Annotated in this window: 18 protein-coding genes and 1 pseudogene; 7 read left to right on the top strand and 12 right to left on the bottom strand. The window is 59.6% G+C overall.

Annotated elements, in window-relative coordinates; translation table 11 throughout:
• Window positions 1-456: 456 nt before the first annotated feature.
• The 6 genes and pseudogenes from RBB80_RS19485 to RBB80_RS19460 form a co-directional block, all read right to left on the bottom strand.
• A complete protein-coding gene (locus RBB80_RS19485; protein ID WP_433964107.1) occupies window positions 457-1,278 on the bottom strand; it encodes a glycosyltransferase in 822 nt (273 codons plus the stop codon).
• A gap of 14 nt (window positions 1,279-1,292) precedes the next feature.
• Window positions 1,293-1,655: a glycosyltransferase gene (locus RBB80_RS19480; RefSeq protein ID WP_433964106.1), complete on the bottom strand. Its 363-nt coding sequence runs from the start codon at window positions 1,653-1,655 to the stop codon at window positions 1,293-1,295.
• 71 nt (window positions 1,656-1,726) lie between these two features.
• The gene (locus tag RBB80_RS19475; RefSeq protein ID WP_433964105.1) at window positions 1,727-2,749 is read right to left on the bottom strand and encodes a spinster family MFS transporter; all 1,023 of its coding nucleotides are present in this window, start codon (window positions 2,747-2,749) and stop codon (window positions 1,727-1,729) included.
• Entirely contained in the window at window positions 2,746-3,000 is a 255-nt protein-coding gene (locus tag RBB80_RS19470) for an MFS transporter (RefSeq protein ID WP_433964104.1), read from the bottom strand. Before RBB80_RS19470 ends, RBB80_RS19475 begins: the two co-directional genes overlap by 4 nt.
• 239 nt (window positions 3,001-3,239) lie before the next feature.
• Window positions 3,240-3,667: pseudogene (queF, locus tag RBB80_RS19465) on the bottom strand (preQ(1) synthase).
• A gap of 9 nt (window positions 3,668-3,676) precedes the next feature.
• Window positions 3,677-4,318, bottom strand: a complete 642-nt coding sequence (locus tag RBB80_RS19460; RefSeq protein WP_433964103.1) for a histidine phosphatase family protein — start codon at window positions 4,316-4,318, stop codon at window positions 3,677-3,679.
• A gap of 115 nt (window positions 4,319-4,433) precedes the next feature.
• Here RBB80_RS19460 and RBB80_RS19455 point away from each other — a divergent pair, with 115 nt between their 5' ends.
• The 6 genes from RBB80_RS19455 to RBB80_RS19430 all read left to right on the top strand — a co-directional run bounded on the left by RBB80_RS19455 (window position 4,434) and on the right by RBB80_RS19430 (window position 8,425).
• The gene (locus RBB80_RS19455; protein WP_433964102.1) at window positions 4,434-4,781 is read left to right on the top strand and encodes an ArsR/SmtB family transcription factor; all 348 of its coding nucleotides are present in this window, start codon (window positions 4,434-4,436) and stop codon (window positions 4,779-4,781) included.
• Window positions 4,762-5,271: an SRPBCC family protein gene (locus RBB80_RS19450; RefSeq protein ID WP_433964101.1), complete on the top strand. Its 510-nt coding sequence runs from the start codon at window positions 4,762-4,764 to the stop codon at window positions 5,269-5,271. Before RBB80_RS19455 ends, RBB80_RS19450 begins: the two co-directional genes overlap by 20 nt.
• Before the next feature lie 306 nt (window positions 5,272-5,577).
• Window positions 5,578-6,102: an IS110 family transposase gene (locus RBB80_RS19445; RefSeq protein ID WP_433964100.1), complete on the top strand. Its 525-nt coding sequence runs from the start codon at window positions 5,578-5,580 to the stop codon at window positions 6,100-6,102.
• 23 nt (window positions 6,103-6,125) lie between these two features.
• Window positions 6,126-6,560, top strand: coding sequence for a transposase (locus RBB80_RS19440; protein ID WP_433964099.1), 435 nt, complete (start codon window positions 6,126-6,128; stop codon window positions 6,558-6,560).
• 736 nt (window positions 6,561-7,296) lie between these two features.
• Window positions 7,297-7,515 carry a CbtB domain-containing protein gene (locus RBB80_RS19435; protein ID WP_433964098.1) on the top strand — a complete coding sequence of 73 codons (219 nt, stop codon included), beginning with the start codon at window positions 7,297-7,299 and terminating at the stop codon, window positions 7,513-7,515.
• Window positions 7,516-7,705: 190 nt separating this feature from the next.
• The gene (locus tag RBB80_RS19430; RefSeq protein WP_433964097.1) at window positions 7,706-8,425 is read left to right on the top strand and encodes a CbtA family protein; all 720 of its coding nucleotides are present in this window, start codon (window positions 7,706-7,708) and stop codon (window positions 8,423-8,425) included.
• 48 nt (window positions 8,426-8,473) lie between these two features.
• On the opposite strand, the gene RBB80_RS19425 is transcribed toward RBB80_RS19430, so the two are convergent.
• Entirely contained in the window at window positions 8,474-9,034 is a 561-nt protein-coding gene (locus tag RBB80_RS19425) for a carbonic anhydrase (RefSeq protein WP_433964096.1), read from the bottom strand.
• 15 nt (window positions 9,035-9,049) lie between these two features.
• Here RBB80_RS19425 and RBB80_RS19420 point away from each other — a divergent pair, with 15 nt between their 5' ends.
• Window positions 9,050-9,277, top strand: coding sequence for a hypothetical protein (locus RBB80_RS19420; RefSeq protein WP_433964095.1), 228 nt, complete (start codon window positions 9,050-9,052; stop codon window positions 9,275-9,277).
• A gap of 111 nt (window positions 9,278-9,388) precedes the next feature.
• On the opposite strand, the gene RBB80_RS19415 is transcribed toward RBB80_RS19420, so the two are convergent.
• The 5 genes from RBB80_RS19415 to RBB80_RS19395 form a co-directional block, all read right to left on the bottom strand.
• On the bottom strand, window positions 9,389-10,645 hold the full coding sequence (locus RBB80_RS19415; RefSeq protein ID WP_433964094.1) for a M48 family metalloprotease: 1,257 nt from the start codon (window positions 10,643-10,645) through the stop codon (window positions 9,389-9,391).
• Between the two features lie 106 nt (window positions 10,646-10,751).
• Window positions 10,752-11,411, bottom strand: coding sequence for a leucine-rich repeat domain-containing protein (locus RBB80_RS19410; protein WP_433964093.1), 660 nt, complete (start codon window positions 11,409-11,411; stop codon window positions 10,752-10,754).
• A gap of 350 nt (window positions 11,412-11,761) precedes the next feature.
• Window positions 11,762-12,337 (bottom strand): prepilin-type N-terminal cleavage/methylation domain-containing protein, encoded by a 576-nt coding sequence (locus tag RBB80_RS19405; RefSeq protein WP_433964092.1) that lies wholly within the window; start codon window positions 12,335-12,337, stop codon window positions 11,762-11,764.
• A 107-nt stretch (window positions 12,338-12,444) separates the two neighbouring features.
• Window positions 12,445-12,978, bottom strand: coding sequence for a type II secretion system protein (locus RBB80_RS19400; protein ID WP_433964091.1), 534 nt, complete (start codon window positions 12,976-12,978; stop codon window positions 12,445-12,447).
• A complete protein-coding gene (locus RBB80_RS19395; protein ID WP_433964090.1) occupies window positions 12,975-15,560 on the bottom strand; it encodes a cohesin domain-containing protein in 2,586 nt (861 codons plus the stop codon). The genes RBB80_RS19400 and RBB80_RS19395 overlap by 4 nt, the downstream gene beginning before the upstream one ends.
• Window positions 15,561-15,582 lie beyond the last annotated feature (22 nt).

The raw sequence follows: 15,582 nt of genomic DNA, 5'->3' as shown, positions 1-15,582 counted from the left end.
ACGGCTCGTCGTCTGGCTCTGGCGATTTGAGACACGAATTGAGAACTAGGATACAAGCCGCGGGAACCCCCTCAAAATGGACTTCTTGCCTGGACAAAGTAAAAGGGGCAGCCCATAAAGCACGTCACCGCTTTTTCGGTCGCTAAAAACTTTGAGAGAGAACCGTCGATTAATGATTCCTTAATTTACTGATATTTTTGTGCTACTTCGCGATGCAGACTTAGCTCGAGGCCCTCTTTGTAGCGACGATCAAAGCGGTGGAATAAAATCGGCTCCTTCTGGCGCAGGAGCGGGTGCTCGTCTGCGTCGAGAAGGGCCTTTCGCTTAGCGAGGTCGTACCGGGAGCCCGCTGGTTTGGGCGAGGGTAGACTGCCTGATCTTCCATGACAGCTCAGCGTAGATGGTGTATTTCAGGACAACAGCCTGCCGGAGTGAGAAGTTTGGGTCATGCATACGTTAGCTCCCGGTGTCAGTGAGGCGCTGTTTCTTGCGGAGCTCGGATAGCGGGTAGAAGGTGCCGCGCCAGATGACGCCGCCTTGCTTGAGGGTGGTGAGCATGGAACGGACGATGGAGGACACGATGAGTGCCGCGCTGACTGGAAAGAGGACGGCGTACGCAGGGGACACTCTGCTCTTGCGACTGGATAGGACGTAGAGCAGTGCTACGGAGGCGAGAGTAAGGATCGCCGAAGCGCGGGTATTTGGGAGGGTGAGGAAGACGACGGGAGCTATGCAGAAGACTGTGATCCAGAGGCAGGAGAGAAGGACGACAGCGGGGTTGTAGCGGAAGATGGCGAAGAAGTTTTTCGTCATGCCGTTGAGAATGCCGGAGACGCCGCTGGCCCAGTGAACGCTGACCAGTCCTGGGCCGCTGGCGATGCGCTGACGGAAGCCTTCGCGTTTGATTCGGGTGCCGAGGGCGATGTCTTCGACGATCTCCATGCGGAGGGCTTCGTAGCCGCCCAGTTGTTGATAGACGGGGGTGCGGAGAAGGTTGAAGGCTCCGACGCCGACTGCATCGCGGAGGGCCTTTGGGTCCGAAACGCGCCAGAGACGGACTGCCCATAGGCCCATGACCTGAAGGTAGCTGAGGAGCATGCCTTCGCCTGCGGATTTGACGATGGCGGTGGGGAGAATGACGAAGTGGTCGGCCTGGGTGGCGACGGTGTGGGCGAGAGCGAGGCGGAGGGCGTGGGGGTGGAAGAGGATGTCGGCGTCGGTGAAGAGGAGATAGCCTGGCTGGTGGAGGGAGATGGCGTGGCGCGCGGCGAAGGCCATGGCGTGGGTTTTGCCTAGCCATTCCGGGGGAGTTCGGTGATGTGGAGGGCCGTGAGTCTGTCTGGGTGTTGCGTAGCCAGGGCGTTGATGGATGAGGCGGTGTTGTCGGACGAACGGTCGTCGACGGCGATGATGTGGAGGTTGGTGTAGTCCTGCTGAAGAAGAGAGTTCAGGCATGCGCCGATATGTTTTTCTTCGTTGCGGGCGGGAACGATGACGGTGATGGATGGGTTGTTGGGCGGGGTTAGATTGTGCTCGGGCGCGGTGAGATCCGGGATTCGGCGGAGACCGAGGGCCGCGGTGAGGGCCTTCCAAAGCCAAGCGAGGGCGATGAGCCAGGCGGAAAGGGTAAGAGTGTAGTGGAATGCTTGGGTCACCTGTTCTCATGCTACTTGATGGATTGGCTCAGAAGGAGAGTGAGGCGATCTCGCTTCGCGCGGCTGTTGGGTCAGGTTGCGACTGCGGTCTGTTCGGAGTGGAGGGGAGGGGCGTAGCGCGAGCCGATGGAGAAGATGACTGCGGCGAGGAGCAGGGTGATAAGGGTGGAGCCGAGGCCGAGGTTGAGGGTGGAGCGGTCGCTGACGGCGCCGATGATGCGCGGGGAGATGGCGTCGCCGAGGGCGTGGATGATGAAGAGCTGGCCGGCCATGGCGGTGGCGCGGATCTCCGGACGGACGGCGTTGAGGGTGGCCGCGTTGACGGGGCCGGTGCCGAGGAAGATGAGGAAGATGGCTGCGCCGAGGCCGTAGAGCGTGAGGGAGTGGGGGCCGAAGAAGCAGAGGAGAGCGGGTGGGACGGCGATGGCCGCGCTGATGGCGGGGACGAGGTAGAGGGCCTTGGAGTTGGTGCGGGACCAGCGTTGGGCGATGGTGCCGCCGGTGATGGTGCCGCCGAGGCCAGCGGCTACGGTGATGGCTCCCATGATGTACGCGGCGGACGATTGACTGCGGCCGTCGATGCGCTGGAGGAAGGAGGGCATCCACCAGGAGATGCCTCCCAGGGAGAAGGTGACGGCCGCGTAGCCGAGGATGGAACACAGGTAGGCGGGGTTTTTGATGAGGGAGAGGATGGTTCCCTTTTCTAACTTTGCCTTGCTGTGTTCGCTTGCGGCTGAGTCTCCGCTGGCGCCGCGTGCGGGCTCCTTCATGAAGAGGGCTATGAGGATTGCGAGAAGGGCGGCGGGGATGGCGGAGACGATGAAGGACATGCGCCAGCCGTAGTGTTCGCCTATGGTGCCGCCGACGAGGTAGCCGAGGGCTGCGCCTACGGGGATGGCTACGTTGAAGATGGTGAGAACGCGGTTGCGCTGGTCGGGCGCATAGTAGTCGGCGAGGAGGGAGGGGGCGAAGATGCCGAAGCTGGCTTCGCCTACGCCGAGGGCAGCGTGGCGGAGGTTGAGCGAGTCGTAGGAGTGAACGGTGGCGGTGAGGAAGTTGATGGCGGCCCAGAAGAGGGCGGCGATGACGATCATGGGCTTGCGGGGAAGCGGTCACCTAGCCATCCGGTGATGGGCGAGGTGAACATGTAGGCGATCATGAACCAGAAGGTGAGGGTGCCGATGTGTTCGTCGGTGAGATGGAACTCGTGTTTGACCTGCTCCTGAACGCCGGGGAGGATGTAGCGGTCGATGTAGTTGACGAAGTTGAGGGCGGTGAGGAGGACGAGGGCGGTGGTGGCTCCGGCGACGGAGGGCGCGCGGGCGGGTTTGGTGGTGGAGGCCATCTGGTGTCCGCTTCTCCGCTGGGAATCTTTCTCTCGGGAAGGATAGCAGGTGGGTTTTGGTGAATTTTTTTGGCGTGGTGGAGGGTGGTTTTGTTTGGGGATATGGGGAATTTTGGGTGTTTTGTGGTGGTGAATTGATGGTGAGGATGTGGTGTTTTGTGTGGCTGATGTGGTGTTTTGGCTGGCGCTTTTTCGGGGGTGAAAAATGCGCCAGCTTTGCGAGATTTATTTTTGCGGGGTTACTTCGGGCGGGACTCTTCGCGGGGATAGGTGGCGGTGACTACGGTGGAGATGCCGCCGCGGGGGCGGAAGTCGCCGACGATGACGGCCCAGACGGGGTTGCAGGCTTTGACGACGTCGTCGAGGACCTGGTTGACGATGTTCTCCTGAAAGATGCCGAGGTTGCGGTAGGTGAAGAGGTATTCCTTGAGGCTCTTGAGCTCGAGGCAGCTCTCGCGGGGCATGTAGCGGATGGTGAGGCGGCCGAAGTCGGGGAGGCCGGTCTTGGGGCAGACGGAGGTGAACTCGGGGTCGTCGACGAGGATCTCGTAGGCCTTGAACTGGTTCTGCCAGGTCTCGATGGGGGGAAGGTGACGTCGAGGCCGGACTTGGCGTGGTCGTCGGTGTAGCCGGTGGTGTGCGGGTTCGGGAGGGTCGCGGTGCTCATGGTTCTATTTTAGCTTGTTTGGCGCGGGTTTTTGTTGGGTTTGGTGCTAGTCAGCGTCGGCTGGATTGTGTTGCGTGAGAGGGGTTGCGGTGGAGCGGAGGGTCCAGGTGCGGCCGTTGTGGCGGAGGTCGGTGAGGGTGAGGGGGCTATGTCGATGCGCCAGAAGGAATGGAGTGGGGCGTTGAGGGTGTGGAGGATGGCTGCACGGATGACGGCGGGGTGGGTGATCGCTATGGTGTGGGTTTGCGTGTCGGCTGCTTCGGGTAGGAGAGTCGTTAGCCAGTTCGTAATGCGCGTTATGAGATCGGCGATGGATTCGCCGTTGTGCGGGGTGGAGTTGGGGTCGGAGAGCCATTGGGCGATGGAGGCGGGGTCTTCGGCGTAGAGGTCGGCGAGTGTGCGGCCTTGCCAGGTGCCGTAGGCGATGTCTCGGAGTTCGTTGGTTGGGGTTGCGGCGAGGTTCAGGGCTTTGGCGGTTTGCTGGGTGCGGAGTTCGGGGGCGGTGAGGATGTGGTGGGCGCGGGGTGGTTGCCAGTTGATTGCGGCTAGTTTAGTGAGGGCGGATTGTTCGAGAGGCTCGTCTGCGGGAAAGGCGGAGTGGCGCTGTGCGGAGGTGGGAGCGTGGCTGATGAGGGTGAGGCGAGCGGGCACGTTTTCAGATTCTCCATAAATGATGGTAGTGGGTCAGTTTGAATCTGCCCTGAGATATGCCAAGAATCGCCAAATTCGCACTTGACATTGACCGAAAACCCACTACCATTTGGTTGTGGATAATCTGGGTACAACATTTGCGGCTCTGTCTGATCCAACCCGACGGGCGATGATCGAACGACTCTCCCATGGGCCTGCATCTGTGCATGGATTGACGGAACCGTTTGCACTCTCGCAGCAGATGATTTCAAAACATATTGCCTACCTGGTGCGGGCGCGGATTGTGATCAAGACGAAGCGTGGACGAGAGAGTGTGTGCAAGCTTAGGCCAGAGGCGATCAAGACAGTCAGCGACTGGGCGATTAGCTATCGCCGATTCTGGGAAGAGAGTTTCGACAAACTGGATGTAGTTGTAAATCAAATGAAGAAAGAGGAGGTCAGAGATGACACAAAACACGGTTAACGAAATTGAGCGGATGGTTGTCACACGAGTTTTTGATGCCCCACGCGAGTTGGTTTGGAAGGCGTGGACAGACCCGAAATACATCATGCAGTGGTGGGGACCGAAGGGCTTTACTGCGCCGGTTTGTCAGATGGATTTTCGCGTTGGAGGAAAATTGCTCTGCTGCATGAAGGCGCCGGATGGGCAGGAGTTCTGGAATGCAGTTGAATACCACGAGATTGTTCTGCACGAGAAGATTGTTTCCGACATGTACTTTTCGGACTCGAAGGGAAACAAGGTTGACCCTGCGACATTCGGAATAGAACATGAGGCCATAGACGGTGCGCACGACGTGACCATCTTTGAGGATCTCGGGAACGGCCAGACGAAACTCACCTTCATTGGAAACGAACCCATGGAGAGCGCGAAAAATAGCGGTCAAATGGAGGGCTGGATCCAGATACTCGATAAACTTGCTGCGATTGTTGCGGAGCTAGCGCAGGCGAAATAAGAAGTTGAAGTTCTGACGATCGTCATGCGCGAGATACAGCTGAGGCTAGCGGCGAAGGCTTTGTTAGAACAGGCTTCTCGCCGCTCGCCCGAATAGTCGCATTTCGGATAAGTGATACTTGGCTCAACTGTTGACTTCAGGCCAATGCACGCAATATAAAAGGCGCCCACTTTGCTGTAGGTTGTGGTTATTCGTATCACCACCCACCGAAAGGAGCGGCGTTATGAGCCAAGAGAAATATATCGGCATGGACGTCCACCAAGCAACGATCTCGGCTGCAGTCACAGATTCCCGGGGAAGTTGATCATGGAAAGTATTCTGGAGACGAAAGCGGCCACGATCCTTGAGTTCCTCCAAGGGCTACACGGAAGTTTATCGGTGACCTTCGAAGAAGGAGTCTCTGCGGCCTGGTTACATGACCTGCTGAAACCTCACGTCACCCATCTCGTGGTCTGCGATCCGCGCAAGAACGCCCTGTTGAAAGACGGCAGCAAGAGTGACCGAATCGATGCGCGAAAGCTGGCGGAGCTGCTGCGTGGCAACCAGCTCACGTCGGTTTACCATGGCGAGCACGGGATGCGCACCATAAAAGAATTAGGTCGCAGCTACCTAACCATTACGAAGGATCTCACACGAGTCATGAATCGGATCAAAGCCCTCTACCGAAGCTGGGCCATTCCCTGTAGCGGTACCAGCGTCTATGCACCGCGGCATCGCACAGAATGGTTAGACAAGATCCGGAACCCGGAGTTCGTCTCCGGGCCGAACGGCTCTATCAGCAACTGGATCTGCTGCAACCAGTGCGTCAGCAAGCGCGACGCGACTTGCTGACCGAGAGCCGCAAGCATCATGCCGTGAAATTGCTTCGCCAGATTCCTTCGATCGGTCCGATTCGTGCAGCCTTGCTGGTTGCGCAGCTGCAGACGCCCCACCGTTTCCGTAGCAAGCGCCAGCTGTGGGCTTACAGTGGTTTCGCGCTGGAGACCCACGACAGCGGCGAGTATCGCTACGTCCGAGGGAAACTGCAACGAAACCGGGAGCGCATGACCGTGCGTGGCCTGAGTAACAACCATAATCCCGATGTGAAGAATCTCTTCAAAGGGGCTGCGATCTCCGCTAGCACTCACCCTGGCCCCCTGTACGATTTCTATGTTGCTCTTCTTGAAAAAGGAATGCGACCGACGATGGCGCGTCTCACCCTGGCACGCAAGATTGCCAGCATCACTCTAACGATTTGGAAGAAAGGAGTGGATTTCGACGCCACACAATTGCATCGGCAAGAAGCTTGAGCGTCTCTGATAAGGAGGCCTTTCCATCTCCGGCCATTCTCTTAGGTGGTGGTCGGTCGGGTTCTCGAGACGCTCGGTTCGAGGTGAGTATCAGTCAATGAGTTCGGCCTTGTGTGCTTCGGCACCGAGTCACTAATGCACGCTATGCCTCCTCGGATAACCAGAAATAGCGATAGGCCACGAGCCTCAAATAGAACCATGGTTGACATTCAAATACCAGGTCCGCTTGCCCAAGTCTAAGACTCGATTGGCGTCGTCACCACCGGAAGATGCAAGCCACGGAATGGCAAACAAGCCAAGACAAACCTCTCGAGCGAATCGAGGGGCACGTTCACAGGCAGTGGGCTGGATCTCGAGACAAAAATCTTCTCGGCGTCCGGTCGAGGGAGAAACTTTTTCTTGACATCCCTTTTTATAGAACTCATCGAGCGCTCGCTCAGACAGCATGGACGGAATTAGTACCGAGAAACGCCGTTGTTGTCATATGCCCGTAAGGAATGAGCAGCAATGAAGCGCAGGTAAGGTTTTAAATTAGATTCGTCCGTAGCATGCGCTTGACTTTGGGGATAGTGGGACATAGGGTTGAGGTAGATTTTGATGAGGATGGAAGAAGCCGGTGAGAGTCCGGTGCGGTCGCGCCACTGTGATTGACCTGTGGTTTCGGGTTGAGAGCCAGACGTTCCTTCCTCGTTCGAATAAGCAGTGCGTGGGACGCACGATCCCTGGAGGTTTTACGATGGCTCAATCCGTATTTGGTTCCGTCTCTCAACCGGTCTCGCTTCCTGTTGTTCCGCTGCGTGAGATTTTGCCGTATGCGGTGTTTGGCGGGCTGGTGTTGTTGCTGGCGATTTACTTTGTCGGCGCGGAGCAGGGTGCGACGTCGATGTTCCGTGGGACGGCGGTGCATGAGTTTTTGCATGATGGGCGCCATCTTCTCGGCTTTCCCTGCCACTAGAGCGGGTTTTGCGTTGAAGGAAAGCGCAGGCAATCGCAGATACAAAGACGAAATGCGGGGGTCTCTCCACTGCGCTGTTCACGGTGAGACTGTGAACAGCTTCGGTCGAGATGACGAGTCACAAGGGTTTGTCGATGTTCAAAATGCCTGTCTACAACTGCAGGGGAACCGCTCTGGGTAACAGACCGCGATGACTCGAACTCTGCTGCTGCGCGGGATGGTGGTGGGCGTTGTTGCGGGCCTGCTGGTCTTCGCGTTTGCACGTTGGATCGGCGAACCGCAGGTGGAGCGCGCGATTGCGTTTGAGACCAGCATGGATAAGGCGCGAGGCGAGGCTCCTGAGCCGGAGATGGTGAGCCGTCGCGTGCAGAAGAGTGCTGGTTTGCTGACCGGTGCGGTGGTGTACGGTGCGGCGGTAGGCGGATTGTTTGGGCTGGTGTTTGCGTTTGCGTATGGAAGGCTTGGGGAGTTGAAGCCTCGGGCGCTGTCGGCGGTGCTGGCTGGGCTTGGGTTCGTGGCGATTGTGCTGGTGCCGAATTTGAAGTATCCGGCGAATCCTCCGGCGGTGGGGAGTGCGGAGACGATTGGAGTGCGGACGGGGGCTTACTTTTTGCTGATTGCGGTTTCGATTGCTGCGATGGTGTTTTCTTTGCAGATGAGGCGGCGATTTGCGAAGAGGTTTGGAGAGTGGAACGGTTCCCTGCTGGCGGCTGCGTTGTTTGTTGTGGTGGTGAGTGTGGTGGCGCACTTTTTGCCGGAGGTGGATGAGGTTCCGGCGGGTTTTCCGGTGACGCTGATGTGGAAGTTTCGAGTGGCGGCACTGGAGATTCAGGCGGTGTTGTGGGGGGCGCTGGGGTTGGGGTTTGGGTGGTGGGTCGAGCGGGAGCAGGGACGCTCTCGACTAGAGTGATCGAGGCGTTGAGTAGTTTTCTGAAGCGGATATTGCGTGGCACAGAACTCAGGTTGTTCGAATCGGCGCCGCGGGGACGACGATCTCAACGAGTCCGGTCGCGACGTCGTAGACCAAACCGGAGATAAGCCACTTGGCTGGCAGTGCGGGAATTGTCCGGAGCAAGGCTACATCGCCAGCGACTGCAGCGCGGGGATCTGTGACCGCTTTTGCCTGCAGGTCCCCTTCTTGAATCTGAAAAAAATGCGCGAGCCTGGCAGGGTCGCCGGTAAGGCGGGTGATGCCGCAGTCGGTGTGCTGAAGGACGATGAGGTGAAACTCGCCGCCCGCTGCAGGACTCTGTCTGATAACCTCACCGATTCGTCCGAGGAGACCCAACTCCTCTAATACGGCCGGAGTGATTCGACCGCCGATATTACGAATCACGAGAGCCTCGCCTGGCTTGAGTCCAAGGATATGGACAGGATCGACACGCATATCCACGCAACCGATGATGGTTGCCTTTAAATTCGGCGTAGCCTGCGGGAGTGAGGGCATCAGCGTGCCCGCAGCAGACTGCTGAGCAGCAAACTCTTTGTTGCGTTCCAGCATGGAGTCGAGAGTGTTCATGCTGCTTCTCCTTGAGTGGGCGCGCGGTGGAGTGCGCTGATTGGCGAGGTGACGGCGAACGAGAATCCTACGGAGAAGGACGCTTATGACACGCGCGCTCCGTATGTGCCGCTGAAGGTAGCTTGGTTGAAGCCGGAGGATCTGGCGCCGGTTGCGGTGTTTCTGTCTTCGGATCTGGCGGCTATGGTGACGGGTGCTACTTATGATTTGACGGGTGGGGATAACGCTAATAATCAGAACTGAGGCGGGTGTCCCGCCGGACGGGCCTCCTGCGCGGAGGGCGGTCACTTCGTGACTTTTATACCGGTCTGGGAGGATTAGGTGCGCTGGTCCTCCCGTTGGTCGGGTGAGGGTCTAGTTGCGGCGGCCGAGGGTTGGGCGGTCGTCGGTGCTGGTGGATGGGTTGTTCGGGTTGTTGGGGTCGTTGTTGCCGTTGCCGCTGGCGGTGCGGCGGAGCGTGGGCTTGTTGCCGCCTTTGCCGTCGTTGATCTTGCGCTTGTTCTCGAGACGGGCGAGGCGGGCCTTGACGTCGTCAAACTCAGAGGTGGTGACCATGTAGTCGGGCCGCGCGGGGAGGATGGTGGCGATCTCTTCTTCAGAGTGGCCGATGCGGTCGGGGGTCTGGGGGTGGTCGGCGAAGACCTTGGCGAGGGTGCCGGGTTTGTGCTTCTCGAGGGCGTCGAGTTTTTCGAAGAACTGGACGAAGGCCTGGGGGTCGTAGCCGGACTTGTACATGTACTGGACGCCGAGCCAGTCGGCTTCGGCCTCGTCCATGCGGGAGAACTGGAGGAAGCTGAGGGGAATGGCGAGCTGGACGGCCTCGTAGATGCCGTAGCCGGTCCAGGAGCCCTGGGTGAAGATGATGAGCGGGATCGAGCCGATCTGCGCATAGTTCATCTTGGTCATCTGGCGGGCGGCGTGGTGGGCACAGACGTGGGCGGTCTCGTGGGCCATGACGCCGGCTAGCTCGGCTTCCTCGTCGGCGGCGAGGATGAGGCCGGAGTTGACGTAGAAGAAGCCGCCGGGAAGGGCCATGGCGTTGATCTCGTCGGAGTCGATGACCTTGATGGTGAACGGGACTTTGCAGTCGGAGTTTTTGACGATGTTCTGGCCGACGCGGTTGACGTACTCGACGATGACGGGATCGTTGACCATGTGAGCGGATTTTTCGATCTCCATGGAGTACTGCTTGCCGGTGCGGATCTCCCAGTCGGTGGAGTACCAGTTGGCGAGGCCGCGGCCGCCGATGTTGCGGGCGCCTACGGCGTTGACGTCATCTTCGCTGCCGGGCTTGATGTTGGTCTTCATGTCCTCGCCGGGGGATGGGAGGCGGTCGGTCTTGTTTGCGGCCTTGACGGCAGCCGCGGCGTCTTTGCTCTCTTTGGGGGTGGCGGTGGGGTGGCCGGGGATGGGCTTTTCGACGGGGACGTCGGAGGGGATGGTGGCCGTGACGGGTGGAGTAGATGTGGTGTCGGGCGCGGTTTGGGGCGCGGTCTGGGGCGATGGAGTGGAGGGAGCCTGGCTGGCGGGGGTGGTCGTCTGAGTCTGAGCGTACGCCGCAACGGAGAGGGTAAGGAAGGCGGTTAGGCCAAGGTGCGTGACGGAACGCATTGGGGGTCTCCTGGTGGGCCGCTTCCCTGCTGACCGGACGCAGCTCGACGTGTCTTAGACCATAGTATGCGCCTTTTGGTGAGCGGAGGCGAGGGTCAAAGGTAGATCAGACAGCCTCGGGCTTCCAGGTCTTTGAACCAGGATGGAGTGGTGAGGGTTGTGACCCAGCGGAGGTCCAGTTTTTCCAGCTTTGGCAGGTGGGCGAGGGATTGGGGCAGGGTTTGGAGGGGTTGCCTCGGAGATCGATCTGGCGTAGCTCCCGAAGGTGGCCGATGGTGGTGGGGAGGCTGTTGAGATGGTTGTTCCGGAGGTGGAGTTCGCGGAGATGGGAGAGGTTGCCGATTGAGGCGGGGAGTTCGGTGAGGGCGTTGTCGGTGGTGCGGAGTTCGACCAGGCCGGGTAGGTGGGAGACGCAGTAGGGGAGGAGCGTGAAGGCGTTTTGGCTTACGTTGAGGTACCGGAGTTTTTTGAGATTTTCGAGGGAACGAGGGAGGGAGGTCAGGCGGTTGTCGTGGAGGTAGAGGAAGTCAGAGAGGCTGACAAGCTCGCCGAGGGTGTCGGGTAGGCTTGTGAGTTGATTGTGGCCGAGATCGAGGGTGCGGAGGTGTTTGAGGTTGCCGATTTTGTCGGAGACTTCGGCGAGATCATTGTCGGCGAGGATCAGGGTTTCGAGGTTGGTTTGTTCCCACACGTGCTCGGGTACGGAGCCTAGGTGTTTTTTCCAGAGATTGAGATGTGGCGCGGAGGTGCGGGGCACGGAGATCATGATAGCTCTCGTACCCATGCCACAACGACGGATTCTTCTAGAACATGGCGGATTTCGGGGACCAAAAACGATAGAGGCAACAGCAGATTCCTCCCCCGTTCGACTACGTTCAGGGTGCGGAGTGACAACAACAGGACTGGCCAGAGACGAAATACGGGGATCTCTCCACTGCGCGGTTCACGATGAGACCGTGAACCGCTCCGGTCGAGATGACGATTCTTTTTGGGGGAGTGTTGGGGGAGTGTATGAGAACAAACAACGGCAAAAACAAGAACAACAGCAAACGAGATGCCGGTTCTCGGATATGCGGGTTCTTCTGGTTCGACAAGTTCGGGCAGAAGGACAAGCTGCTATTTTGCAGGGTCGAATAGTTCCTTCAAAAACTCGAGGATGACGCCTTTTGTCTTACCAGGTGTTGTAGGATGTGCCGTCGGAGGCGGTTTGCTGGGCTCCGCTGTGGACGTCGTCGATGCCGGTTTCGGTCTGGTCGAGGCTGATGTTGGTGTCCTCCTGGACGGGGAGCCAGGTGTCGGAGCGGTGGGTGAAGGGGTCAACGGGCATGGACTTGAGATAGCCGGCCTGGACGAGGTCGTCGAGAGCTTGGGGGCTTTGGCTTTGTCGACGGTGTAGGAGTCGATGGCCTGGCGCATGGTGTGGAGGTCCTCTTTGAGGACGGCCTCTTTGGCGTTGCGGATGTTGCTGGTGTAGGCGGGGATGGCGATGGCGGCGAGCAGGCCGATGACGACCATGACGATCATCAGTTCGAGGAGGGTGAAGCCTTGTTCGGAGGAGACGGGGGCGGCACCCGGTGTGGCTTCGTCGATCCCACCCTTCGCGGTGAGACTGCGAAGGATGGGGCACCCGGACTGGTGTGGGAGAGAAGCAGATTGCTCCCCTTCGACTACGCTCAGGGTGCGGAATGACAAGAAAAATGCCTGGCGCGATGACAACGATAAACCGTCGCGCGATGACAACGACAAGGTACGGCGGCGTGACGGCCGGGGAGTGCGGGTGGTACGGATTGGGGGAGTGGCTACCATGTGGAGTACTTCGTTCCGTCGAGTGCGGTTCCGGTGCTTTTGCTGTGGACGTCAAAGACGTTCTGGCCGCCGAAAGAGTCGGAGTCCGTGTCGTCCTGGTTGGAGCGCAGGCCCCAATCGGTGTTGTTGGTCATGGGGTCGGTGGGGATCTTACGTAGAAATTTTACCTTTTTCCCCTGGGCGGCGGTGACTTCGACTCCGTCGACGAGGGTTTGCAGGTCGGGCGGGTAGCCGAGAGAGTCAGCTTTGATCTGGAAGGCTCCTTTGTCGGCGGCGTCTTTGTAGTGGTCGATGGCGTCGCGCATCTCCCAGAGGTCTCGGCGGAGTTCGCGCTCCTTGGTGCGTTTGACCTGGAAGCGGGCGATGGGGATGGCGGCGGAGGCGAGGAGGGCCACGATGGCTACGCAGATGATGAGTTCGACGAGTGTGAGGCCAGACTGGGAGGTAAGCGGCTGGCGGGCTGCCGAGGTTAGAGCCCACGTCCGAGATTCAGGACGTGGGGCAACCGCGTTGGTACAGAGTCTCACTTGACATGCACCGTGGCCTGCGAACCGACGGCCGGAAGATTGGCCTGCGCGCTGTTGAGAGCGCCGACTTTGACGAGCGAAAGGGTGGAGTCTCCAGGGGCAATGGCCTTGAAGGTGAGTGTGCAGAGGCTGCCGGTTCCGCTGACTCCTGCCGTGTTCGGAGGACGAATGGAGGAGATGGCGACGAGGCCTTTGTCCTCGCGGTGGACGAGAGAGACGGCCTGGCCATCTTTGCTGAGAAAGTCTCCGGCGTCTACGTTGACGAGTTGGAGCAGAGCCGGATTGAACTGGAGTTGGAGGGGCACGGAGAAGACGTCGTGCCCGTTGCCGAGCATGACGGCGACCTGGAAGGTGCTGCCTACGGGCTGGGTGGACTCGGGCGGTACGACGGTGAAGCTGATGGGGGGTCCGCCCGTGGTTGGGGGTGCTGGTGTCTGGGCTGCAGGAGCCGGCGCTGGCGTTGGTGCTGCAGGAGTGGTCTGCGTCCCCGGGACATAGTTGGGAGGGGGAGGCGTGGGCGCGGCCTGCTGGCTTAGCTGCTGGACCATAGCGCTGGCGGCGTTGGCAGCGCTGGTTGGTGTCGGGGCGTTATGCGGTTTGATTCCGTTGACCGGCTCGGAGTCGCCATCGTTCATGGACGCATCGCGGCGCAGCTCGATCGACTGACCGGTGCCGGTGTCGATGGGGCGGACGTTGGCGCGGGTGAGGACGGACTCGCGGACGATGTGCGGGATGATGATGAAGACGATCTCGGTCTTGTCGTTGATCTTGTCGCGGGAGGTGAAGAAGTACTTGAGGATGGGCAGCTCACCGACGCCTGGGGTGCCGTTGATGTTGAGGCTGTCCTGCTTGGTAATGATGCCGGCGAGGAGGCTGGGTTCTCCGTCCTTGAGGGTGATGACCTGTTCACTGGAGCGCTGGCCGATGACGGGCTCTGTGACGCCCGAGATGGTGACGTCGGAGGCGTGAGAGAGCACCTCGATCTTCATCTTGAGGGTGACTTCGCGGTCGTAGTGGACGGTGGGTGTCATATCGATGTTGACGCCGACGTCGAGGTAGGTGAACTGGGTTTGGACGCCGATGCTGGCTACGCCGGTGGAGACGCCTGCGTTATAGGAGCCGGTCGCGACGGGGATCTTCTGGCCGATCTTCATGGTGGCGCGCTGTCCGTCGGTGGCGCGGATGCTGGGGTTTTGAAGGATGCGGGTGTCCGCATCGTTGAGCAGGGCGTTGAGGGTGCCACCGCTGATGCTTACCGCGAAGTTGTTGGCGTTGAGGTGGGCGAGAGTGTTGAGGGTGAAGTTGGAGGTGGTAGTGGTTCCGGTGGTGGTGGTGGTGCTGGTACTGCCGCTGGTCGTGGTGTTGGGATTGGCTTGCGGGGTTATGGTGATCGACTGTGGAAGGGTGATGCCGAGGTTGTGTTCGACGTTCTTGTTGACTTCGAGGACTGCTACATCGACGACCACTTCGGGGCGGGCACGATCGAGGTCGTTCAGGAGCTTTTGCGCGAGGAGGAGCTGGTCGGGCGTGGCGCGCATGACGATGGCGTTCTGGCTGGGAACGAGGTAGATCTTGACGCTGGGGTCGAGCAGATTGCGGATGGCGATGACGACTTCGTTGGCGTCGTTCTGCTGACTGGCGTTGGTGAGATAGAAGGTCTGGACGGCCTGCTCGTCGAGGTCGGTGCGCTTGGTGCGCGAGTTGGTGGCGACGAAGATGGTGTTCGGCGTGATGGCCTTGTAGAAGGTGCCGGAGATGGTGCCGACGATGCGGAGGGCGTCCGAGAGGGTGACGTTGGTGAGGTCGACGGGGATACGCTTGGAGCTGTAGTCGGGGTCGAAGAGGACGTTGAGGCCGGCTGCCTTGCCGATGGCCTCGTAGATAACTTTCACGTCCTCAACCATGTGGAGGGTGATGGGATCGTTGGAGACGGGTTTGAGTTCGACGGGACCGGCGATGGAGCTGAGGGTGCTGAGGGTCTCGTTCTGCCGCGACATCTGCTCTTTTGCCTGCGGGGTGTTGTCGCGGTCCGATTGTTGTTGCCTTTGAATGCCATCGATCTCCTGCTGCGCGGCCTGATTGCCGGAGTCGATCTGGAGGGCGCGGGTGAACTGGGCCATCGCACCGGTGATGTCACCGCTCTGCCGGAGGACGCGACCGCGATCGACGTGGGCTACGGCGGCCTGGAATCGCATGCGATCGAAGTGCTCTGTGAAGCGGAGGTCTTTTGGCTTTTTGAGTACGGCTTTGTGATAGTCCTCGTAGGCGGTGTCGAAGTCCTGGCGCGCCTCGGCGTCCTGGCCGCGCTTGTCCCAGGTTGAGGCTGACTGGGCGTGGACGGCTGTAGCGCTGAAGCTCGCAATGCCACAGAGGAGCAGAGCAGGGAGCACGCGACGAAGAGAGTTGGATAGTTTGCTGATTGATTTGTACACGCGACCCATGCTGCTTCCGTTTTCGTCCTTTACACCGTGAAGAATATGGCGTTTGCCGGAGATAACGCCCGCCGGGAAGATTTTTCCGGCTTCGGCGCTGCCTGTGGGGGCCGTGCCTGCCAGGCTGCTGCGCTCGGGTGAGTATAGCATTCGCTCCAAAGTCGACCTCGTC

Origin of the sequence: Tunturiibacter gelidiferens (assembly GCF_051013345.1) — a bacterium.
Classification (GTDB): Bacteria; Acidobacteriota; Terriglobia; order Terriglobales; family Acidobacteriaceae; genus Edaphobacter; species Edaphobacter gelidiferens_A.
Note: the sequence above shows the minus strand (reverse complement) of the source record. Positions and strands in the feature narration are given on the sequence as shown.